Origin of the sequence: Caldalkalibacillus thermarum (assembly GCF_014644735.1) — a bacterium.
In the GTDB taxonomy this organism is placed as follows: domain Bacteria; phylum Bacillota; class Bacilli; order Caldalkalibacillales; family Caldalkalibacillaceae; genus Caldalkalibacillus; species Caldalkalibacillus thermarum.
In genome coordinates this window covers 1-23,223 of sequence record NZ_BMKZ01000044.1, presented here as the reverse complement: position 1 = coordinate 23,223, position 23,223 = coordinate 1, and the positions used below count along the sequence as shown (strand labels likewise).

17 protein-coding genes and 1 pseudogene are annotated in these 23,223 nt (G+C 49.6%); 2 read left to right on the top strand and 16 right to left on the bottom strand.

All coding sequences use genetic code 11. The features are described 5' to 3' along the window. The 6 genes from IEW48_RS14075 to metK all read right to left on the bottom strand — a co-directional run. On the bottom strand, positions 1 to 483 hold a 483-nt coding region (locus tag IEW48_RS14075; RefSeq protein WP_188624311.1), incomplete at its 3' end, for an RNA-guided endonuclease TnpB family protein. A 217-nt stretch (positions 484 to 700) separates the two neighbouring features. Next, complete coding sequence (locus IEW48_RS14070; protein ID WP_188624310.1) at positions 701 to 1,135, bottom strand: YaaR family protein; 435 nt, start codon at positions 1,133 to 1,135, stop codon at positions 701 to 703. Continuing rightward, positions 1,114 to 1,536, bottom strand: coding sequence for a glycosyltransferase (locus IEW48_RS14065; RefSeq protein ID WP_188624309.1), 423 nt, complete (start codon positions 1,534 to 1,536; stop codon positions 1,114 to 1,116). The genes IEW48_RS14070 and IEW48_RS14065 overlap by 22 nt, the downstream gene beginning before the upstream one ends. Before the next feature lie 100 nt (positions 1,537 to 1,636). Next, positions 1,637 to 2,368, bottom strand: coding sequence for a response regulator (locus tag IEW48_RS14060; RefSeq protein ID WP_188624308.1), 732 nt, complete (start codon positions 2,366 to 2,368; stop codon positions 1,637 to 1,639). A gap of 43 nt (positions 2,369 to 2,411) precedes the next feature. After that, entirely contained in the window at positions 2,412 to 3,557 is a 1,146-nt protein-coding gene (locus IEW48_RS14055; RefSeq protein WP_188624307.1) for a sensor histidine kinase, read from the bottom strand. A gap of 321 nt (positions 3,558 to 3,878) precedes the next feature. Continuing rightward, a complete protein-coding gene (metK, locus tag IEW48_RS14050; RefSeq protein WP_188624306.1) occupies positions 3,879 to 5,087 on the bottom strand; it encodes a methionine adenosyltransferase in 1,209 nt (402 codons plus the stop codon). Positions 5,088 to 5,323: 236 nt separating this feature from the next. Here metK and IEW48_RS14045 point away from each other — a divergent pair, with 236 nt between their 5' ends. Further along, positions 5,324 to 5,509: an aspartyl-phosphate phosphatase Spo0E family protein gene (locus IEW48_RS14045; protein ID WP_188624305.1), complete on the top strand. Its 186-nt coding sequence runs from the start codon at positions 5,324 to 5,326 to the stop codon at positions 5,507 to 5,509. 133 nt (positions 5,510 to 5,642) lie between these two features. Here the strand turns inward: IEW48_RS14045 and IEW48_RS14040 are convergent, their stop codons facing one another. After that, entirely contained in the window at positions 5,643 to 7,727 is a 2,085-nt protein-coding gene (locus IEW48_RS14040; protein WP_188624304.1) for a S8 family peptidase, read from the bottom strand. 140 nt (positions 7,728 to 7,867) lie between these two features. Here IEW48_RS14040 and IEW48_RS14035 point away from each other — a divergent pair, with 140 nt between their 5' ends. Then, positions 7,868 to 8,509 (top strand): YigZ family protein, encoded by a 642-nt coding sequence (locus IEW48_RS14035; RefSeq protein WP_188624303.1) that lies wholly within the window; start codon positions 7,868 to 7,870, stop codon positions 8,507 to 8,509. Here the strand turns inward: IEW48_RS14035 and IEW48_RS14030 are convergent. From IEW48_RS14030 to IEW48_RS13990, 9 genes and pseudogenes are all read right to left on the bottom strand, one after another. Beyond that, positions 8,506 to 9,312, bottom strand: a complete 807-nt coding sequence (locus IEW48_RS14030) for a peptidoglycan recognition protein family protein (RefSeq protein ID WP_188624302.1) — start codon at positions 9,310 to 9,312, stop codon at positions 8,506 to 8,508. The two genes, IEW48_RS14035 and IEW48_RS14030, sit on opposite strands and share 4 nt — an antisense overlap. Positions 9,313 to 9,435: 123 nt before the next feature. Continuing rightward, on the bottom strand, positions 9,436 to 10,542 hold the full coding sequence (locus tag IEW48_RS14025) for an LCP family protein (protein WP_229704063.1): 1,107 nt from the start codon (positions 10,540 to 10,542) through the stop codon (positions 9,436 to 9,438). 281 nt (positions 10,543 to 10,823) lie between these two features. Beyond that, positions 10,824 to 11,843, bottom strand: coding sequence for an LCP family protein (locus tag IEW48_RS14020; protein WP_188624301.1), 1,020 nt, complete (start codon positions 11,841 to 11,843; stop codon positions 10,824 to 10,826). 36 nt (positions 11,844 to 11,879) lie between these two features. Beyond that, positions 11,880 to 12,803 carry an NAD-dependent epimerase/dehydratase family protein gene (locus tag IEW48_RS14015; protein WP_188624300.1) on the bottom strand — a complete coding sequence of 308 codons (924 nt, stop codon included), beginning with the start codon at positions 12,801 to 12,803 and terminating at the stop codon, positions 11,880 to 11,882. 31 nt (positions 12,804 to 12,834) lie between these two features. Continuing rightward, entirely contained in the window at positions 12,835 to 14,217 is a 1,383-nt protein-coding gene (locus tag IEW48_RS14010; protein WP_188624299.1) for a sugar transferase, read from the bottom strand. 100 nt (positions 14,218 to 14,317) lie between these two features. Beyond that, the gene (locus IEW48_RS14005; protein WP_188624298.1) at positions 14,318 to 16,855 is read right to left on the bottom strand and encodes a M14 family metallocarboxypeptidase; all 2,538 of its coding nucleotides are present in this window, start codon (positions 16,853 to 16,855) and stop codon (positions 14,318 to 14,320) included. A 176-nt stretch (positions 16,856 to 17,031) separates the two neighbouring features. After that, positions 17,032 to 19,722: a cell wall-binding repeat-containing protein gene (locus IEW48_RS14000; RefSeq protein ID WP_188624297.1), complete on the bottom strand. Its 2,691-nt coding sequence runs from the start codon at positions 19,720 to 19,722 to the stop codon at positions 17,032 to 17,034. Between the two features lie 36 nt (positions 19,723 to 19,758). Continuing rightward, entirely contained in the window at positions 19,759 to 22,704 is a 2,946-nt protein-coding gene (locus IEW48_RS13995) for a cell wall-binding repeat-containing protein (RefSeq protein ID WP_188624296.1), read from the bottom strand. 199 nt (positions 22,705 to 22,903) lie between these two features. Continuing rightward, positions 22,904 to 23,223: pseudogene (locus tag IEW48_RS13990) on the bottom strand (IS4 family transposase); the annotation flags it as partial.

Genomic DNA, 23,223 nt, shown 5'->3' with positions numbered 1-23,223 from the left:
CGACACAAAGTATTTGCCCGATGGATTTTTCCGAATGGTGGCGGAAAGGATACGCCCTTCCACTTCACGGGACTTGGCCAATTTAACCCAACCCAGTTTAGGCAGACGAATCCGGTTGCCTGCAATGACAATGGAGCCGTTGTTGTTTTTAGAGGTATAGGATTGTACCGGGTTTTTACGGCTTTTAAAACGGGGGTAGCCTTTTTTCTCCCGGAAGAACCTTTTGAACGCGTCATCCAAGTGTCGCAACTCTGTTTGCAAGGCTGTGGCATCCGGTTCTTTCAGCCACTCTCGTTCTTTCTTGAGTTGAGTTAGCAACGCTGAACAGGCATGATATCCAAGTGTTTTCCTTTCCGTCTCGTAGACTTCTTTCCGTCTGGCAAGGAAGTGATTAAACACAAAACGGCAACAGCCAAACGTCTTATGGATCAGGGTCTGTTGTTTTTGGTTAGGATACAGGCGAAAGCGATAGGCTTTCTGCATGGCTTCCCCCTCCTAACCATAATCTTATCACTTCCAGTTCATATAGGGAATATATGTTTGTGCCCGATTCATCCCCCACTTACATTTCGTTTAAAAGTGGGGGTCTTCTCGGATAATTTATGATAAAAAATAACCTTAAAAAAATAAAAAACATCATAACTTTGCTGGACAAGTCATGATGTTTGGCCATTGAAACCCCCATCTCACTAAACGCCTCTTAACCATACAGCTCAACCAGGAGTCCTTGGATCTCGCCAATGACGGCCAACAGTTTCAGCCGTCCCTCTTCCGTGGCCAAAAGTTCATCGGTCAGCTCTAACAGGTGTTGATCCACTTGCTCAATCAGGTGGTACACCTTCAGGCGGCCGCGGGCATCACGTCCTTCCCGCTCCATCCATTTCAACCCGCCCCTGACCGCTTCCTCTAAAAACTGTTTGACCAGCCGCTTATACTGAAGCAGATGGGCCAGCGTGCGCCGTTCGGCCAATTGTTCCCCTGCTGATTCAATTTTTTGCCATAAACCAGCCAGCGTCTCCCGCTGAACCCGGGCTTCTGCCTTGTTCAGCACCCGGTTAAAGGAAGCTTGGGGACGAAATTGCTGTTCCGGTTTGGGATGGCCGGCATGGACATTTAACTTGTCTTGTATTCGCACACGCAGTGCCTCCTCCTGAGGTCAATCACTTTAATTTCCCTGTCTTGGTCTCCCCTGCAACAGGCGAGAGCGCTATGGGCATCCATGATTTTACAGAAGGGGTCCTCCATGTCAGTGAAAAGTTCGATGCGAATCCCCTTGCGCATAAATTTTTCAATAATGGCCAAAGTGTCATCATGAGAACCGGAATCCAGGATAATAAAGCGGAACTCTCGCCCTTCGATGCGGGATAAATGGGCAGTTGAACGAATCACCCATTCGATGTGCTGGGCAGAATTAAACGTTAAGAGATAATAATCCACCCGTGGCGGGCGGAAGCGTCCGTACCACCATTTTGCCACAGCGAGACAACCTGCCGTTGTCCCATAAATCGCCAAGAACCACAGTAAAAAGTTTTCCATCGCCAACCCCCCTTTGCTTTACATTATGCGGGGGGGACGGTTGGGGTGACTGCCGGGCTGTCTCGCTTTCCTCGCCGGAGGAGTGGTTCATACCACCCGGCTATTGGTGAATATCCACCCATCCGTTTTTAATCGCTTCGATGACCGCCTGAGTCCGGTCCTGGACTTTCAGTTTTTGCAAAATGCTGCTCACATGATTCTTTACAGTTTTTTCACTGATAAACAGTTCCTCGCCAATCGCCTTGTTGTTTTTACCCTGGGCCAAAAGCTGCAACACTTCATACTCCCGCTTGGTCAATAACTGCAAGATCTCATATTCATCACGCAACTCGGAAGGATCGGTGACGCGGATTAACGGTTCTTCCTTTGCCGTTTCCTGACCGTCCTGTTTTTTCAATCGGCGAAACTCTTCCACCAATTTGCCAGTGACCCTGGGGTGAATATAGGCGCCCCCTTCGTGGACGATGCGGATGGCCTCAGACAGGGCGTCAATATCCATCTCTTTTAACAGGTAACCCTTCGCTCCGGCCTGCAAGGTGCGGAACACATAGGACTCATCCTCATGAATGGACAATATAATGATCTTGGAGTCAGGGGAGTGGCGTAAAATTTCTTCAGTCGCTTCCACTCCGTTCATCTTGGGCATATTGATATCCATCAAAATGACATCAGGCTTCAGCTCCTCCACCAGACGCATCGCTTCTTCCCCGTCTCCGGCCTGCCCCACCACTTCAAAGTCCGGGTTCATCTCAATCACCCGTTTAACGCCTTCCCGGAACATGGTGTGGTCATCTATAATCAAAATATTGATTTTATTTTCGCTAGTCATCATGTCCCCTCCCTTCACAGCTTTCATTGGGCTTTTAGGCCGCAGGTCAAGTGGTGTTTGCTTTCCCTTTGATGGGGATCTTAATCACAAGTTTGGTTCCCCGGCCGACTCTGGAGGAGAGATGAAACTCCCCTTCCAGCAGCTTGACCCGCTCTTTCATGCCCAACAGCCCAAACCCTTCCTCTTGCTGCTGCGCTGGATCAAATCCCCGGCCGTTATCTTGCACAACCAGGTAGATGCCGGAAGCATTAAAATCAAGTTTGACCAACATATGACTGGCCCGGGCATGCTTTAACACGTTGGTGATCCCTTCCTGAGCCAAGCGGAACAAAGCCACGACCATGGCCGATGGCAGCTGCGGCTCCTTGCCCCGCACATGAAATTCCGCTTTAATGGAATGGGTTTCTTTAATTTTTTCCATATATTTATGTAAGGTAGGGACAAGTCCCAAATCATCCAGCGCCATCGGACGCAAATTAAAGATGATGCGCCGGATGTCGCTCAGTGTCTCGCGCACGTTGCGCTTTAGGACCTCCATCTCCTGTTTGACTTGCTCACTTTGGCCCTGCTGATAGGTTCTGTCAATAATTTCAGTTTGCAGCAGCACATTGGCCAGCGACTGGGCCGGACCGTCATGAATTTCCCGGGCCACCCTTTTCCGTTCCTCCTCCTGGGCCTGAATCACCTTCAAACCCAAGGCTTGGGAGGCCTTGGCCTCTTCAATGATTTTGCTCACCTGGCTCAAGTCGCCGGTCAAATAATGGAGCACGACACTGATCTGGGTCGCTAGATTTTGGGCCTTGTCAATCATCATGTCCATTTGTTTTAAACGGCGCTGCAAGTCATCCCGCCGCTCCCGGAACTGCTTTTCCTTCTCTTCCGACAAACGGAGCTCCATTTGCAGGTGATGGGCTTGCTCATAAACCCGCTTCAGCTCGCTTTCATTGATCCGGTTAAAGCGGCGGCTTGCTTCAGCCAGACGGGAACGCGCCTGGCGCAGTTCCCTGTCCAGACGGTCCGTTGTGGCAATCGCCTCAGCAATTTTTTGATTGACCTGTTCCAGTTCCAGTTTGAGCCGTTCCCGTTCCGACAGGGCTTGCTCAGCCAGCTCATAGATTTGGCGCTGGCTTGTTTCCACGGTGGAAACGGTTTTGTTTAGAATCTGATCCAGTAACTGGCTATCCAGCGTCATGACTTGTCCCCGCCTTTATATTTCGATTATACACATTAAATTCGTAGTGTCTCCTATTTCTTATTAAAATTCATACCTATGCACTACGCTGATAGCCAAAGCTTAGTTACATTATAATTACATTATAATAGAAGCCTCCTGCGTCGTCAGCGGCGGTTCTCTTAGTTAGAAAAAAAAATAGGCCTTAAGCATCAGGCCTGTACAATTCATAGAATGGCATCCCCATACAGCAGGCGGCAGCTGGTTGGGCCAATCATGACAGCTGGTTTAGTTATCATGTCTGATGGATCTAAGGGGAGCGCCGGCTAGTTGCATCGCTGGCTACAGTTTTGCCGCTGCTTGTTTCAGGGCTTCGGCTTTATCTGTTTTTTCCCAAGGCAGGTGGAGATCAGGACGGCCAAAATGTCCGTAAGCTGCAGTCTGGCGATAGATGGGACGGCGCAGATCCAGCATTTTGATAATGCCAGCCGGACGGAGGTCAAAATGCTCGCGGACCAGTTCAGCTAAAGCCACGTCATCCACTTGGCCTGTGCCAAAGGTATCCACGGCAACGGACACAGGCTGGGCCACCCCGATGGCGTAGGCCAGCTGGACTTCCACTTTTTTGGCCAGCCCTGCAGCCACAATGTTCTTAGCCACGTAACGGGCAGCATAAGCGCCAGAACGGTCCACTTTGGTTGGGTCTTTACCTGAAAAGGCCCCTCCGCCGTGACGGGCATACCCGCCATAGGTGTCAACAATGATTTTACGCCCCGTCAAACCGGCATCCCCTTGCGGACCGCCGATCACAAAACGGCCGGTGGGATTAATAAAATATTTGGTGTTTTCGTCCAGCCATTCGGCAGGAACAACCGGTTTGATCACGTGTTCAATCATGTCTTCCCGGATCCGCTCCTGGCTGATTTCCGGATGATGCTGGGTGGAAACCACGATGGTGTCAATGCGCACCGGACGGTTGTGTTCATCATACTCGACGGTAACTTGCGTTTTGCCGTCCGGCCGGAGATAGTCTACAATCTCTTCCTTGCGCACTTTGCTCAAACGGCGGGCCAACTGATGGGCCAGAGAAATGGGCAAAGGCATCAATTCGGGGGTTTCATCGCAGGCAAAACCAAACATCAGTCCCTGGTCCCCAGCACCAATCGCTTCAATCTCCTCATCCGTCATCTGCCCTTCCCGAGCCTCCAGCGCCCGGTTAACCCCCTGGGCGATATCGGGGGATTGTTCGTCAATGGCCGTCAACACAGCGCAGGTATCACCATCAAAACCGTACTTGGCCCGGGTATAGCCTATGTTTTTGATGGTGTCCCTGACAATTTTTGGAATATCGACATAACAGTCTGTCGTAATTTCACCAGCCACCAGCACCAGCCCGGTCGTGACCGAGGTTTCACAAGCGACACGGGCGTTGGGGTCTTTGGCTAAAATTTCATCTAATATGGCGTCGGAAATCTGGTCACAAATTTTATCCGGGTGACCTTCCGTAACAGATTCAGAAGTAAACAGACGATGTCCTTTTTTGAGTGACAATGAACTCCCTCCTTGCGCAAATTGTCCAGCATCTCACACGCACGGTATCAGACATATCCTATCCTATTTCGACAAACCTGTCAATCAAAGAGAGAGGTGTCGAAGCGTGGTTTATTTTAGTATCTTTTGTCGAATGAGTAGGATTTATAAAAACAATGTGGTAAGATGGGGATGCTTAAGACCCAGAATAGTATAAGGAGAGGTCTCCACTGGAAAGAGACATCAGTCAGTCAGAGGTGAATAAGATTTGGCAGCAGATAGAAGAAAAAAGAAAGCAATTATACACCCTTATGGCCTGCTACCAGGACTTTCAGCACCCCCGGGTGATTGAAACCAGCCAGAGCATTGACCGCCTGTTAAATCAGTTGTACTCTATAAACAAAAGCATAAACAACAGCCGGTTTCGTTCCGGCAACAAATAAATCGGCCAGTTCCTTCCCGTGTATGCTCTGGCGAACATGTACGGCAAAGGAACTGGCCTTTTTACATTGTCCTGTGATCTAAACATGCACATTTCAGGGCAGCCGCTTACGGTCCCCTTCGTCCGCGGCCTGTCTAGCGGGTGTCCGGCTCTGTTCCCTCTTCAAGAGGGGAATAGGTTGCAATCAGGTAATACTCTTCATTCACCTGGTTGCCGTAATAATCTTCAACCACAATATAATACCGGCCGGGTCTTACCTTGGTCACGTACCGTTCCTCCCAAGGAGGATCATCATTATCCTCAATGTGCTCGTGCCCTTCAGGGGTATAAATTCTCAGCACAGGATCCAGCCGTGACGTATGCACGGTCACAAGCACTTCCAATTGCCCCGGGGCAGGCGCTTCAAAAACAAACCAATCTTGCAACTGCTCCTCATGCAAGGTGCCAACGATCACCTTCCCGTCCCCTTGCAAAGGATAGGCTTCCTCCGGGGAGTGATTGGGATGCTGGTTGTCTTTATAAATGTTAAAGGAATTGGTGATTTGATACGGAACGGGTGTCGTGCGCCGTTCCTTGTCGTTGTAAGACAGCCTGATCAGCGATGCTCCCTGGGGAACCTCCAGCACAAGCACCTCTTCCTTCTGAATGGTAAAGGTTTGGGCCAGGTTTTCGTCCCCGTTTGGATAGAAGGTCAAGTCAATGCCGTTATATTTACCCACATGGAAATAGATATCCAGTTCAATGGTCCCCCTGTACGGCGTTTCAACGATGAAATAATCGCGGTCCTCTTTGTCCCGCAATTCGGAATACACCATGGTTTCAATGGGAAAAGGGGCTGCCTGTTCCGGAGAATGGTTGGCGGCATAAATATCTTTCACCGGTGGGGTGCTCAGGGCGGCACCCATATCAATCCGTCCGTGGCCAGTATACATATCCCAACCTTCTTGATAGACATCTTCAGCCGTATAAATCATATGATTGCGCACTTCTACGGGTGTCAGTTCAGGATACTGGTGCATCACCAGTGCCGCCAGAGCAGCCACTTGGGGCGCGGCCATCGATGTTCCCTGCACCTTGGTAAAGCCGCCCCCTGTGTCCGTGGTGAACACGGTTCCGGGGGCAACAAGATCCACTTCCGGACCAAAATTGGAATAACGTTCATATTCATCCCGCTCATTGACCGCCCCCACGGCCAGGACAGAAGGATAGGCTGCCGGATAGCTGACCTGCATGGCCCCCGTCCCTTCTTCCGAATTGCCTGTGGCCGCAATCACCAGCACCCCGTGTTCCTCCGCATATTCCACCGCTTCCCGCATCCACTCCGAATTAAACGGAAAGCCCACAGAAAGGACAATGATGTCTGCCTGATGGTCAACCGCATGATAAATTCCCCGGGCCACATCAAACTCCGACCCGCTGCCGTCATCTCTCATCACTTTGACCGGCATCAAGTTGGCCGACCGCAACAAGCCCCGGTAGCCCCACTCATTTTCCGCAGCGACAATCACACCGGCTACCTGGGTGCCATGTCCGTTGTAATCCTGTGGAGTGGGATCAATGTCCAGCCGTTCCTGTTCCTCTTCCGTATAGGTGATCAAATGGATCCCTTCCACCAGAAAATCTTTAAGCAAGGGATGGGTTAAATCAATCCCCGTATCCAAAATGGCAATGGTGATCTCATCGTTCCTGTCGGCCACTTCCCAGGCGGCTTCAGCATTAATTTGCTGCAAATAGGCTTGCAATGCTTCAACCTGTTCTGGAGTGACAGATTTAGAATCATGCCAGCTTTTAATTTCCACGCGCTGGTTGGGGCGGATATACTCAATATCCGTTCGCCCGGCCCAGCGCTTATACCAAGTCATGGGATCGACGCCTTTGTGAAGACGGACCAGCATAATCTGCCGCTTATCATCCACATCCAAGACCTCAAACTCTTCCTCTTCCGGGCGGGGAAATCCCTTTTTCCATTTGATCATCCATTCTTCGTATTCCTCAAAGCCCTCTGTAAAAGGAAAATCGGGTGATGCTGTCTCTTCAAGCGGCTGGTCCAGATCTTGGCCCTCTTGTGCTGCCCCGCCCTGCCCATCCTGCTCCAGGCTGCTTTCTGCTAACCGGGGAGCGGGCTCAGTCAACACAGAATAAAACAAAGTAAACAGAGCCAGGCAGGCCACTGCGCCGAATACAACCGCCCCTTTATATGTTTTTAACCAGTGTATCATCAACACAACGCTCCCCTATCGTGTGAATCATTGGCACCTGACACCACTCGCGCTATACTTAAAGGGTATACTAAATCTATTGTAGCGTGACGGCAAAGACCATGGCAACCCACTATCACCTTCTTAAAGGAGCGTTCGTGATGTTGGATCAGTATCTCACGGTCAAAGGATACGGCGAACAAGAAATCGTCATTGAAAAATCCCGGTTCATTGCCTATGTGAACCGGGCTGAGTCGGAAGAAGAAGCGGTTCAATTTATCGGTCAAATTAAAAAGATGCACTGGCAGGCCACCCATAACTGCTCCGCCTACATCATCGGCGAGCACCACGAACATCAAAAAGCCAATGATGACGGAGAACCGAGCGGGACTGCCGGCAGGCCGATGCTGGAAGTGCTGAAAAAGATCGGCCTTCACGACACCGTTGTGGTGGTCACCCGCTATTTTGGCGGCATCAAACTGGGCGCCGGTGGCCTGATCCGGGCTTATGGCCAGGCCACCAAAGAGGGCATTAAGGCTGCAGGGGTCATCCGGCGCTTGCTGCACCGCAAACTGCGGGTCACCGTAGATTACACCTGGCTGGGCAAGGTGCAAAACGAAGTCCAAAACAGGGGCTTAAAACTGGACGACATCCAGTATCTTGACCAAGTCACCCTGACCCTCTTGATCCCCAAGGGCAATGAAGACAAAGCAGCCCAGTGGTTGACAAACCTGACCAATGGGCAAGCAAGACTTGAGTGGGGGGACTGGATCTATATGGATCAGCCAGTGGAAATCGCTTAGCGGCGGGTTAAGGCCCGGTACGTTTGCGGACCGGCAATCCCATCCACAGCAATATTCAGATCCCGCTGGGCCCGCCTGACCGCTGCCTCTGTTAAAGGACCATAAATGCCATCAATAGGGCCAGGCTGATAGCCCCGCTCAGCCAAAAGACGCTGCAAGTCACGCACTTTGGCCCCCCGGTCTCCCCGGCGCAAAATTTCCCCGCTCCAAGCGCCGGCGCTGGATGCGCTCTCTACCCGTCCTGTTGACGGTTGGGCAGAAATGTCCTTAATTCCCGTCTGGCTGCTTGTCACCTGTTGCCCCCCTGCCGCCCTCCGGACCTGTCCGATAAACCAAGGCTTGGAAATGCTGGTGCCCGGACAGGTTTTGGCAGCGTGTTCCCGGTGAAAAACAATCTGGTCATAAGTGAGGCCAAAGCGCTCCAGGCAGGCGGCCACGGCATGGGCCACCGCATGCAGCTGAGCCCCCTCCAGCCGTTCCTCTCCCCGGTCAAAATTGCCGATCATTTCAAACATAAGCCCGCCTTGATTGTGGCCTGCAATACCAGCCGGGTCCATCTCCAGGGAACGTCCATCCCAGATGCAGCCGTCAGGAGAAACGGTGAAATGCTGGGCGATATCCCGCCAACCCCTGGTTTGGGTATGATAGTGATACATGGCGCGGATGGTCCGCTCCCCCTGATAATCGCTTTTGCGCGGACGCCAAGTGTGATGAATTTGAATATGATCAATATGGCGCCGCACCTGGACACCGCGAAGATAACGCTTAAATTCCTGTATAGAATATCGTTTGAATGAACGCATGCCTTTCTCCTCCTCTCACCCGTTTGGAGCATCCATGTCTCCATTCATTACCTTACTTACGCTAAATGTCCGCTACGGGTGACAAGGAGAGAAAAAATAGACACTTATTGCATAGACACTTGTTCATTCTAAACGTCGCTTTAATTCCTGCTGCAGGCGCAAGCGTTCCTCTTCAGCGATAAACACATAGGAAATGCCCCGGATACTGCCCGTCTCCCCCTTAACCGCAATCGTTTCCACCTGGTCAGAGGTCAAAGCTGACAACTGGCGGACCAAACGGATCATATCCAAGACAGGAAGATTGGTACGCACATGCTTGACCATAATCTTCATGATATCTGCCAATTTGGTCATGTTGCTGATATCCAGGGCCTGGTCTACCAAGGCCCTGATCACCTGTTGCTGCCGCCTGTTGCGGCCAAAGTCCCCTTCTGCATCACTGCGGAAGCGAACATAAAGCAGAGCTTCCTCACCGGACAGTACCTGTTCCCCTTTATGGACATACAACGCCTGGTTCCCGTCATAGCGGTGCTGATACGAAACATCCCGCTCCACATCAAGGCGGATCCCCCCCAGTAAGTCAATGAGTTGAATAAAACCCTTAAAATTGACCGCCACATAATAATCGATGGGAATATCCAGGAAGTTTTCAAGGGTGGCTAACGCGGTTTCTGTGCCGTAGGCGTAGGCATGGTTGATCTTTTCATACGTTCCCCGCTTGGCAATGGGGGCATAGGTATCCCGGGGGATGGACAGCAAGGAGACAGAAGGATCTTGGGGCCGCACAACAGCGAGGATAATCACATCCGAACGGCCCACAAAGTTCCCCCGGCGGTCATCCACACCCAACAGCAACACAGTGAACGGCTCCGTGATGGGCCCTCCCCCCCGCACATTCCGTTGCCTGTCCTGTACGGGTCCGGTTCTTGGCGTCTTTTTACCTCCAAGTTGCATTTTCATCTCTGGTTGCCCCTTGTCCCGGTCTGCCAGCTCCTGCTGGTGCTGATCCCCACCAGTCCCCTGGCTGCTGGGGGGCTGGCCTGCCTGATCCCCCCTATCTGCCTGGTCCCCCTTATCCAGGTCCCCTGGCCCCTCCCTATAACCCAAACGTTGATCCTGTGCTGTTTCCGGCTGATACCAGGATATATCCAGCTGGGCAGGAATGAACCAAACAACACCGCCGATAATTAAAGCTGTGATGACAATCGTGACAAGCGTTTGCTGCTTCATGCGATTCCCCTTCAATACTAAAATCATTCACACCCAATGAAAAACACGCCCAACGAAAGACCAGCAGGAGTTCAGCGATGATCGCCACTAGACAGGTTCATACCCTTAGTGTTGTAAGTTAGAAGGGAAAATATGTCCGAAATGCTCTCCCCGAAGCAAAAAAAGCTGACCTTGAGCCGGTCCAAGACCAGCAAGGTCAGCCTCCATCTGGGCGCTGATTGGGTATGACGCGGTCAGCCTTCCTATTTAGCCTGCCTTTTAGCCTCATCGTTCTCAATTGCCTAATAGTTCTCTCCTTGTGACTGCTTAGCGTGTTTGGTATCAGTTAAGAAATGGGGCTCCAAACGCCGCTTCAATTCGGTTTGCATGCGTAACTGTTCCTCTTCATCAATAAATACATAGGAGATGCCGTCTATACTTCCCACATCCGCCTCAAAAGAAAGTGTTTCTACATCGTCACCGGAAAGGGAAGAGAATTGTCGAACCATACTTAAAATTTCAGTTGCAGGAATGTTAGTGCGAAAATTATCCCCCACAACTTCCAGAATGTCAGCCACTTTGGTGACATTGCGCATGTCCAATGTCTGATCCAAAACAGCGCGAATCACTTGCTGTTGACGCCGGTTGCGGCCAAAGTCCCCTTCTGCGTCTTTTCTGAAGCGGACATAATACAAGGCTTCATCCCCGTTTAAAACCGTCTCCCCTTGACGAATATCAATGGTGATATTGTCAATAACATAATGATGGTACATATCCCGTTCGGCTTCAATTTTCAGTCCGCCGAGCACATTAATAAAGTCTCGGAAACCGTCAAAGTTGACAACCATATAATAATCAATAGGCACATCAAGAAAATGTTCAACGGTGTCCAATGCCGTTTTGATTCCGTAGGCATAGGCATGGTTAATTTTATCATAGACCCCTTTGCCGACGATTTTGGTATAGGTGTCTCTGGGAATGGATAATAACGATACTTTTTCCAATTCAGGGTTGACGATGGCCAACATCAACACATCAGAGCGGCCCACAAACTTTCCGCCTTCATTGTCAACCCCCAGCAGTAATATCGTAAAAGGCTCCGTTTTTTTACGTTTACTTTTGTATTGTTCTTCCCAATCTTGATCGGTCACATCCAGATGGGCACTTTGAATTTTATTCCATGCCATATAAATCTGGGAACCTACATAACCGGCATAAGCGATGACGGAAAGAAACAGAATCAGAAAAAAGACAAGGGCAAAACGTTTAAATTTTGTAAATCTCGTTTGCTTCCGTTGACGTACTTTTTCCTGCCGTGTCATGATTTGACCACCTTTATTGATATTCACCTATGATATTCACCTTTTTTGATTATACTCGATCATGATCATTTCTTGTAGACCTTCTTTTAAAGAGTAGCGGGGAGTCCAATGAAACGCTTGTTTGATTTTATGGTTAGACAAGCAGCTTCTGGCAATGTCACCAGGTCTTTCAGGCTGGTAGATAGGATTAAAGGGCAATTCTAGTATCCCGCATAATTCTCGCAGCAAAGCATTGACACTGACCTCTTCCCCGCTGCTGACATGAAAGAGGCCAGACTGAGGGGTGTTCAGCACGTCAATGATGGCTTGGACAACATCCTCAACATAGACAAAATCCCGCGTTTGTTCACCATCTCCATAAATCACCGGACTTTGCCCGTTCAACAATTGATGGAGAAAGATGGTCACGACTCCCGCTTCCGTGGATGCGGACTGCTTGGGACCGTAAACATTGGCAAATCTTAACGTTGTATAGACAAAACCATATAATTGGGCATACAACTCGATATACCGCTCAGCAGTCAGTTTGGACAGCCCGTAGGCCGACAGAGGCGAAGCGGGTGTTTCCTCTGTGACCGGCAAAGTTTGCACATCTCCGTATACGGCTGCAGACGAGGCAAAAATAACGTGCCGCACGTTACCCTTTACACATGCATTGAGCAGGTTGAGCGTGCCGATAATATTCACAGTGGCATCTGCTTTGGGGTTTTCCTGTGAAACAGAAACTTGCGTTTGGGCGGCCAGATGAATCAGCACCTCAGGACCAAAGGCCTTAAACGGCTCATTGATATGAGGGGAAGTAATATCTGCTTCATAGAATAAAACAGAAGGGGGAAGAAGATGCTTATCCCCCGTTGTTAAATTATCAATGACACAAATGTCATGCCCTTCCCTTAACAAGCGTTTGACCAGGTGGGAACCGATAAATCCCGCTCCGCCTGTCACAAGTATTTTGGCCATGCTTTCCACTACCTTTTTTTCTTGTTTTGCATCAGGCGTTCAGATAGATATCGTCTGACTTGGCGGATTTTTTTTTGAGCTCAAGACGCTCCTGCGTCCCTTCCGCCTTCGTTTTATCCAACAAGACAATAAATGTGCGCAAAATAATAATCAAATCTAACCAGAAGGAATAGTTGCGAATGTAATACAGATCATAACGCAGCTTATCTTCGGCGTCCGTGCTGTATTTGCCCATAATTTGGGCATAACCTGTAATGCCAGGCTTGACCGTGCTCCGGTACTGATACGTAGCGTATTTTTTCGTCAATTGCTTGATAAAAAACTCCCGTTCAGGCCTGGGGCCCACAATAGACATATCTCCTTTGAAGACGTTAAACAATTGGGGGAGTTCATCCAAACGTGTTTTGCGCAAGAAGTGGCCGATGCGGGTGATCCGCGGGTCATTTTCAGTGGCCAGTACCGGCCCCGTCAACTTCTCCGCCCCTTCAATCATGGTGCGGAATTTGTAAATGGTAAATTCTTTGTTGTTCAATCCCAGCCGCTTTTGCTTGTAAATAATCCGCCCTTTAGGGTCGTCAAGTTTAATCAGCAAACTGATCAGAATAAAGAGCGGGGCCAGCAGGATCAAGGCGGTACCAGAGACAACCAGGTCAAAGGCACGTTTTATTAATTTCTCATCCCAAGTCAAACCGAACGGACGTACCGCCATCACCATAGTGTCATCAAAGGAGGTAATGGTGGAGCGGGACATCAGCAACTCATATAGACTGGGAATGACATACACGACCTTGTCCAGCTTGATGGCCTGATAGATAATCGCTGATTTCTTTTCTTTGGAAATATTTGGACACAGCACGACAAAGTCCACTTTGTGCATCAGCTCATCAATCTTCTCTAATTCAGTGTTCGACTGGACATGCTTAATTTTTGTCCCCTTAAACAAGGGATGTTTCAATTGGGAGGCAATTTTTTGCGTTTCTTCATTATCCCCCACAACCAACACTTGCCCGGCACTATGTTTGTTGAAGAAACGCAAGTACACTATTTTCCATACAATAAACAGAATGATAGTGAACACGGTGGCCATCAAAATAATAGAACGGGGCAAGGCAAATTCGCGGAACAGGAACGATGCCGCCATGGTTAAAAACGCCATAAACGTGACCGCTACTATGACACTGGAGACAACATCCCACACACTCTTTCTGTGCAGGGAATACAGCTCATAAACCGAAATAAAGAACAAGCCGATTAAAAGAATCCATGGCAGCAAACTGACAAAAGATTCCCAGTTTCTAGCAGGAAAGCCGTTATAACGGACATAAAATGCCCCTACATAGGCTGCCAGGATAAGCAGCAAATCTATGACAATAATGATAAACTTGTGGTTCCTCATTTCACTGTATTGTGACATAAACAATGCCCCATTTCTATACAGGATAATGCCCCAACTATTGATTATGGAATAATACCATCGTTAATGTCAATGAGAAATTATGAAAAATCGGTAACCGTCACCTTTTATTCCTGTTTTGATAAGCTTCATGAGCAACAATCAACCCCACTGAGTGATTCTGCCTCCATATCCTGTCCCAGTTGCTGAGCGGAACGGGCCGAGGTCCCACCGGCGGAGAAATCTCAGGGGTCAGCGCAGGCTTTCTCTGATTGAGAATAAACCAGTCTGTAAACCCGCCTCCGCTTAAGCTGTGTCTCAAATTAATAATTTGATAGCCTGTTTTAGCAGCAACCTGATTGGCCAAGGGACGCGTAAAAGGTTCAACATCCAAACGGGTAAAGATCACTTCCCCCGAGGAATGGTAAGAAATAGCTGTTTTAAAGTCACGGCTCAGCGTAAAATTGTACAGTGCCCGGGATTCAGGTTCACTGAGTGGATTGGGCCCCTTATAATTTGCCGGACCTGGTCTGCCAGGATCATTGGAGATGGTATTCCACAGCGCGGGATACTGACGATTCAGATCGACCCCCCGAATATTCGCTTTCCAAGCTGAAAAATTCGTGCTGTTATTGTTTAAAGCAAGAACCCGGCCGGGATTTTTGGCACTTTTGTGCCCTTTTTGCACTAAAGTCACGCCGTCAGGGTTAACCATAGGCACAAACCAGATGCTCGTCCGGTCAAGCACCGTCTTCACGTTGAAACCGTCAATCTGGCGACCAGTATGGTAAGCATAGGCATACTCATCCAGCATTTTCATGACCAGATTGGTAGTCATATGCTCACGGGCATGATGGGAGGCATTTATCATGACCTCAGTTGTTCCTGTTCCCAGCTTGACAGCATAAAGATTACGCCCATCCACCGACCGCCCAATGACCCTGGTCTCGATAATGTCGGGATACATGATTGCTAACGCTCTGATATCCTTTTGCATTTGCTCATAAGTATAAGTCTGGCGGGGGTTAACGACAGGCTTAACGATGACTTCGGTATGACTTTTATGAATATAACCTATCCGGCCGGCTACATCAATACGCCACCAGGCACCATAGTTGCTAATGATTGGATAGGTCTGGCCTCGTTCCAGTTGGGCAAACTTTACCAGCCGCCCTGATGTATTGTCATATACAGGTGCGCTTTGGAGCACTCTGAACTGAACAGATGATGGGGTTTGGTTGGTATTTATATTTCTTAAGTTGTGTCTCAGAACGGGCTGGGTATCTCTTTTACGCACATAGGCCTTTCCCTTGCCAAACTGGATCTCATGCCAGTTGCCGTAATCACGCAGGCGCGGATAGACTTCTCCCTTGACCAGTTCCCCCACCTTGACCAAGGACCCGCTGCTGTTGTCATAAACAGGAACATTGTCCTTAACCACCTCGAAGAACCGATCATTACGCGTAAAAGTGAGCCCTGTCTCGCTTTTGCGGACATACCCGATGCGTCCCGCTACATCAATACGCCACCAGCTTCCATAGTCAGTTAAAATAGGGAACCTTTCTCCCTTCTGAATCACGGCAAACGGCGTCAGGCTGTCCGCTGCTTTGTTATCGTACACCACCACGTCCTGCAAAGTCACAAAACTGCGGCCCAACGGGGAAAAACGCCCGTTGTTCAGATCCTTCAGCACACGCCCGTCTGCAGGCCTTGTCTCTTTCTTGCGGACATATCCTTTGCGGTCTCCAAACTGGATCTCATGCCAGTTGCCGTAATCACGCAGGCGCGGATAGACTTCTCCCTTGACCAGCTCGCCTATCTTGACCAACGAACCGCTGCTGTTGTCGTATACGGCGACATTATCCTCAACCACCTCGAAAAACAGGTCATGCTGGGTGAACGACCATATACCAATCGTTTCAGCAAAGCTTTGGTCTGCATGATCATTAAACTGTTCAACATTATTATTGCCATGATGATACTCTTGTAAACTATTATTCTCTTGTTCGTCAATCTCCTGTTCATGATCAATAGTTTCATTAATGACATCATCAATAGCTTCATTTTCACCGGGTGCTTCATGTTCACCGAGATGCTCAGATTTCTCTATGACGATCAACCGGTTTCCAAGAACGATACGATAAGTCCGTTCGTTCTGATCTATGTATGAATAAGTTGTTCCTTCATAAAAAACAGCGACAAGATCCCCTGTAAGCGTATCGCGTATGTCTACGTCAGCTTTCACAGAAAAATGACCTGCAGGTTCATGATCAGAGAGATCAGTCCACTCAATTTCTAGATCGTCAACGTTATCAGCTTCTTCAGCTGACAGGATAGCCACATCAGCTAAAGGAATATAGGCCACAGTGTCAGCCCACTGCAAGTAAAGGTGCTCTCCATCATGCCCCATATGGCGGAAGTATGTTCCTTTTTTGAGCACGCCAAGGGGAGTATCACTGTCCCTATCAACTATCTCTGTGTCCTGGAGCACTTTAAAATACGCAGAATGAAGTGTCTCTGTTGCTTGCAGAGGCAGTTGTGCACCTGGTGCTGCCTGCACAGGGAAATGTAAGAGTGAGGCAATCAGCACTAAAACCAAAAATAAAGCTGTTCTCGATTGAGTCGATTTCAATGTTTCCCCATCCTCTCCCAGATTCATAAAATGTAAAAATCTCCTAATCTTATAAAGCTATTATACTATATCCGCTGCTCACCAGATATTAGCTTTTAGATTCTTTCAATGAAGCTAATCATGAAGAAAGGCTGTCCCGGTGAATCGTCTGCTCAACCAAGAGCCAGTCAGTGTGAGGGACAGCCTTCCAGTGTAGTGAATGCTTACTCTTGCTTATCTTGATAAAAATCCTTTACAGACTTTGCCTCTCTTAGACGCTCCACTCCTTTTTCCCGGTCACGCAGCCGCTCGATTAAGCCTGGTTTTAACCCCTTTTGCTTCCTCAATTGTTGGAAAAGCTCCTCTACCCGTTCCGCTTTTAACTCTTCACGCTTTTGTTCTTCATCAAAAGACTCCTGGGCCTGAGCCAGCATCTCTCTCTGCGGCAGATAATAGAGTTCAACGCCCATCATTTCCAGCAGGTCCACATACTCCGCTTGTTGTGAACCTTCGCTCAGATCAATTTTATTGCCTCTCACGTCACCCAGCCACAGGAATCCGCCCTTCTCCACATGATCGACCAGCGGCTTCAGGTCCTCGATCTCGTTGTTCACAGCCAGCAGAGCCCATAATTGCTGCATGTTGCTCACCGGTGACAGGTCCTTGATGCGGTTGTGGCTCAGCAGAAGAAGGGCCAGGTTCTGCTTGCCTTGCAGCGGTGACAGATCTTCAATGTTGTTTTTGCTGGCATCCAGCAGGTACAACTGTTCAAGGTTTTTGAGGGCCTCAATGCTCTTAATGTTGTTGTCATGGATATCCAGCATATCCAGCATGGTCAGTGTTCCCAGGGGGGAGATCTCAGCAATCTCGTTCAGTGCCAGCGACAGGACCAACAAGTTGTTCAGAGACTGTAATGGACTGACGTTCTGGATTTGGTTGTTATCCAGGTACAAGATATGCAGTTGTTTCAGCTGGCTTAAAGGTAATACGTTTTGAATCCGGTTGCCGCTGGCATCCAGATCAATCAGTTGATTTAACCCGCTGAGTGGGGACAAATCCTGAATCTGATTATTATTGATGGCCAAAGCCATTAAATTTTTCAAGTTGGAAAGAGGGGACAGATCAGAAATCTCATTATGTCCCAGGTACAATTCTCGCAAACCTGTCAGCTTACTGAGCGGACTGAGGTCCGCAATATGATTGGAGGACAACCCCAGGTATCTTAACCTGGTCATATTTCCAAGCGGCTCGATATTGCTGATGCGGTTAAAATCTAGCAATAATTCTTCCAGTTGTTCCAAGTCTGCCACCCAGCTGATATCTGTCAGTTCATTGTCAGCCAAACTGACGGCCAGCAGATTGGGCAGATCAAGCTGGGGCACAGAACGGATGCGGTTGGAGGTCAGATCCAGCACAAACAGCATGTCCAAACCGGCCAATGCTGAAATATCTTCGATCCGGTTGCCGCCCAGGAACAACAGTTCAAGGTTGTGCATCCCCGCCAGGGGTGAAATATCCTCAATCTCATTATACCCGGCATACAGGACAAACAGCTTGTCCATCTCCTGCAAAGGAGACAGGTCACGAATGTGATTGTCTTCAAGATCAAGCAAACGCAATTCAGTCAATGCGCTCAGCGGGGTTATATCCTTGACCCGGTTGCCCCACAGACTTAATTCTTCCAATTGGGTCAAATGTTGTAACACTGAAATGTCTTCAATTTCGTTGAAGAGCAGATACAAATATTTGAGATTGGAGGCCAGTTCCAACCCGCTTAAATCTTCGATGCCCCCCACTGCCAGCAACTCCTGCAAAGCACCCATATCTGAACGGGTGATAGGGGCTTTAGGCTTGGACAGTGCATCCCGGACGGCCCGTTCCAACTGGGGATCATTAAACTGAACCTCTTCATTTAACAGATCTTTAAACTGCTCTGCTGCATGGTCACTAACTGCCTTAGGTCCGCCCAAAACAGTGGCAAAGTGAATGCCTTTAGTCTCCAGCCAGGTGAGGACAGCTTCCGGAACAGCTTTCGTTTCAACCAACAGTACAGGTGCCCCTTCCCTGGCTGCCAGGGCAGAGCCGGTCAGGGCATCAGCAAAATCCCGTCCCGTGGCCAGGAATACTTCCACCGTTGGCAGTCTCAATTCATCAATCAGCCTGACAGCTGTCTCATAGCGGTTTTTGCCATCTATACGACGGGGAGCTGGCAATTTTTCAAATACTTCATCCGCTACCGCTTTGGATCCGCCTATCACGAGCGTTTCAGCCACATCCTGCAACGCCTCTTCAGTGGCCTCAGGCAACTGGGACGGCCGGGTCAGCAAAATGGGAATGCCATGGCGGGCGGCATAGGGGGCCACCACAAGCGCATCGGCGAAGTTTTCACCGCTGACGATAACGGCGGATTCCCCAACCCCAAGTTCATCTGCAATCATGGCAGCCGTTTCATAGCGGTCAGTACCATCTATGCGATCGATGTGTGTTACACCCATTTGCCGCAGTTGAAGTTCAACATTGGCTGACACGGCCTTAGCGCCACCCAAGATCACCACGTGCTTGGTACGCAATTGCTGCAAAGCAGCCCGTGTGGCAGGAGGCAGTTTCCCCGATTCGGTCAACAAAATGGGAGCATCGTACATATACGCCAGGGGGGTGCCGGCCAGGGCGTCAGCAAAATGATCGCCCCGGGCCAAAACCACCGTGTGTGCCCCGTCCTTCCAGCCTTCCAGAGCAATTTGAGCTGCGGTATCATAGCGGTTTTCCCCTGCAATCCGTGCCAGTTTGGTGATGCTTTGGACATCATGGTCGCCGCTTGCTGCAACCGTCGCCACCCCTGGTGCAAATCCCATGGAAGTCAACAGGGAAACGATGAGCAGCAGCGAAAGTCCGATCTTTCCTTTCCTTTTGTTCATGTATTTAAACACTCCCTTTACAAAGGTACATACGCATTAGTAACGAACCAATTTCTTCTTCAATTGCGCTTCTGTCTGAGCAGAAACAGCTTTTTCTCCACCCAAAATATCCATTTTCACAATGGGGTATTGGCCAATAAGCTGATCAACAGCTGCAGGAACTTGGCCGGGTTGAACCAGGATGACACCGGTATGACGTTTGGCTGCCAACACTGATCCGGTCAACGCATCAGCAAAATCCTCACCAGTTGTAACATAAATATAGCTTAAGGCTTCACGGAACTCCTGGGCCACCTTGGCACTTGTTTCATAGCGGTTATCACCTGCAATCCGCTTTGTCTCACCAGGTAACTGGTCTGCTATTGAGGGTGAAATCACCTTATCCCCTCCGACCACAATGACTTCATCAACGCCCAAATCAGCCAACGCTGCTTCTGCTTCTGGCGCCAATTGGTCAGCCGGTGTCAGCAGAATAGGATATCTTTCCTGAGCCGCAAAGGCAGCTACAGATAACGCATCGGCAAACGTCTGCCCGTTGACCAGTACCGCCTTTTCACTGCCAAGGGGGGCTATGTGCCGGGCAATTTTTGCTGCTGTGTCATAGCGGTTGACTCCTTCGATCCGGTCCACATCCAACCCCATTTCTTCCAACGCCTTGGCCACTGCAAGGTCAATCGCCTTTTCGCCTCCCAAAATGACTGCATGTTGGGCGCCCAAGCGCTCGATTTCGGCTTTGGTCACCTCTGGCAAGGCTTGCGGTTTGGTCAGCAAAATGGGGGCATCATATTGATAGGCTAAAGGTACACCAGCTAGGGCATCGGCATAATGGTCGCCTCTGGCAATGACCACCGTATTCGCCTGGCGCCATCCCGCCTGGCTGATTTCCACCGCCGTTTCGTAACGGTCAGGCCCGCTGAGGCGCTCTATCCGGTTGTCATCTGTGAGTACGGTCACCGTTGCTGGGGCAGACACTTGCGCTGTATTGCCTGCTTTATCCTCCACAGTCACAATGACTTCGGCAAAACTGAGGGTATAGCCTTCCTCAACTATCCACTCTGCTTGATAGAAACCAGGGTAAACTTCCTCAAATGGGAAAGGCCCTGCTGCCCTGTTCCGCTCAACCAGCATCAATTCGGCATTTTTCAATCCGCTGTCTCCAATGAAGGAAACGGTGAGGGGATCCCCGGCCATCAACACCAAATCGTGCTCAAAATCAAGCAACTGGACGAACGGGGGCAGCGAGTCTTTATATATCACCACCGGCACGGAAGGATCACTTTCTTCCCCGTTAACGGTCAAAGTGGCCATGATCGTGTTCTGCCCTTCATCCAACTCCACTTCAACAGCAAATGTTTGGTTTGAAGTTTCTGTTTCAGCCCTCTTCTCCTCATTCACATAGACCGTCACCGTGCCGTCTGCAGGCGTTTCACCTTTGACCACCACGGTCTCTTCGTTCAGGAAAGCTCCGTGACGGGGCTCTATGATCACCGGCACCCCTTCTGGAGTGTAAACGGAGGCCACAGCCTGATAGGCGTTAACCAATCCATAGCCGTAACCATAGTTGGGTACACCGCTGTACTCTTCGTCCATCAAAGGCGTAGCCGTTTGTTTCAGGATCTCTTCAATTTCATCAACGCTTAACGCGGGATCAGCCGAGCGTAACAAAGCCACTACTCCCGCCACATGGGGCGCAGCCATGGACGTGCCGTCATAGTAATCATATCCGTTCCCCACAGCTGAACGGACGTACATGCCGGGGGCCACCAATTCAGGCTTCATCTCTGCCCCGGCATACACTCCCGGTCCGGTGTTGGAAAAAGGCGCCCGCTTGTTGGTAATGTCCGTTGCCCCTACAGCAATGCTCTCTGGATAGTTGGCCGGGTTGCCGACCAGGTAATAATCGTTTCCAGCGGCGAAGACCGGCACAATACCCGCATCTCGCCAAGCTCTGACGATGTCACGGTACCAGTCGTCAATCAATGCAGGGGCGCCCCAGGAATTGTTGATCACATCAGGAGCCAGTTGCGGATCTCCATTGGGGGCCAGCATAAATTCTCCCGCTGCCAACAGCCATGACATCTGACCGCCATATGCCGTAAAAGCTTTGGCTGCAACCCACTTCGCCCCGGGCGCTACACCAATCTTGTTCTTTCCGGCTGGGTCCTGTCCCAAAATAGTGCCTAACACATGGGTGCCATGGGGAATCAGGGCCTCATCATACGGCATGGGTTTGCCATGCACCGCGTCAAACCAGTTCCCTTTCGGATTGGGTTGTTGGGGATTATCCGGATTATAGCCGCGCCATTTTTCCTTCAACGTCTCATGCTTCCAGAACACGCCGGTATCGATCAAGCCCACAACGACACCGGTGCCGTCAATACCCAGCTTGTCCCATACCTCCGGAGCCTTCACCCGGCTGATGTTCCATTCCACGCCTTCCAAGGATTGTAAGGAGAGCGGATCTTCCGCCGGTTTCGGGAAATCAACCTCAATAAATTGATCCAAGATAATTTCTTCTACAGCAGGGTGCCCGCCCAGTTCTTCAATCACGGCCTTGTTAGCCTTAACATATAAGGCATTGACAATGTAAAACGGTTTAAACTCCTGCACATGTCCATCTTTCTGCTGCTTATGTAAATAGGCGATGATGTCTGCCTGGCTCTCTGCTGCCACTTCCTTTAAGGCATGGATGACCGCCTGGCGCTGAGCCAGATTGAGATCCTCTGAGGTGGATGCCACCTGCAATCTTGCTGTTTGAGCCACCTGGGTGGTGTCCACTTGCGCTTTCAGTTTAACCAGGACCGCTGCATATTCCTCTTTTTGCAGGGTATTCATCACCTGCGGGTCTATCACAGGTGCCCCGTCAGAGCCGTCGCCCGCAGATACACCCTGCCCGTTCGCCACTATAGCAAACGGAGTTAACACCAATACCAAAACAAGCAGTAAAGCAAGTAAATTTTTAAATTTCTTAAAACTGAACATAAACGACCTCCTAATTGCTAAGATTTGACACCCTAATCCTATCATAATAAATCTAGTAAAATATTTCTAGTATATTTTAAACCTCAACTTTCGCAGACAGAAACACCGAGTAAACCCTTGATATAATTGGGCAAACTCGACAAAAACTGATCGAAAAGCTCTTGAAACTTCTCTTCCGTAAGAACTAGAACTTCCCGTNTTCAATATCCCAACGTTTTCCGTAAATGCGGATGACCTCTTCATCAGGCAAATGGACATCCGTGGTCAGAAGGGCCAGCCAATTTCGGCGGCGGTTACGGTCCCGGACAAAGACAATCTTGGCAGGAATCTCTTCCCCTTGTTCATTGCAGCCTAATGTGACTATGACGGAAGCGAGAATTTTGGCTTTGCCGCGTTTTTTGCGAACGGCTTTGTACAAGGCATTCAGGTTCCATTTTTGCCCGTTATACCCGTAGTACACCCTGGGCATTCCTTTCAACATACAAATCACATGTATCTTTTGCTCAAGCACTTTCATGA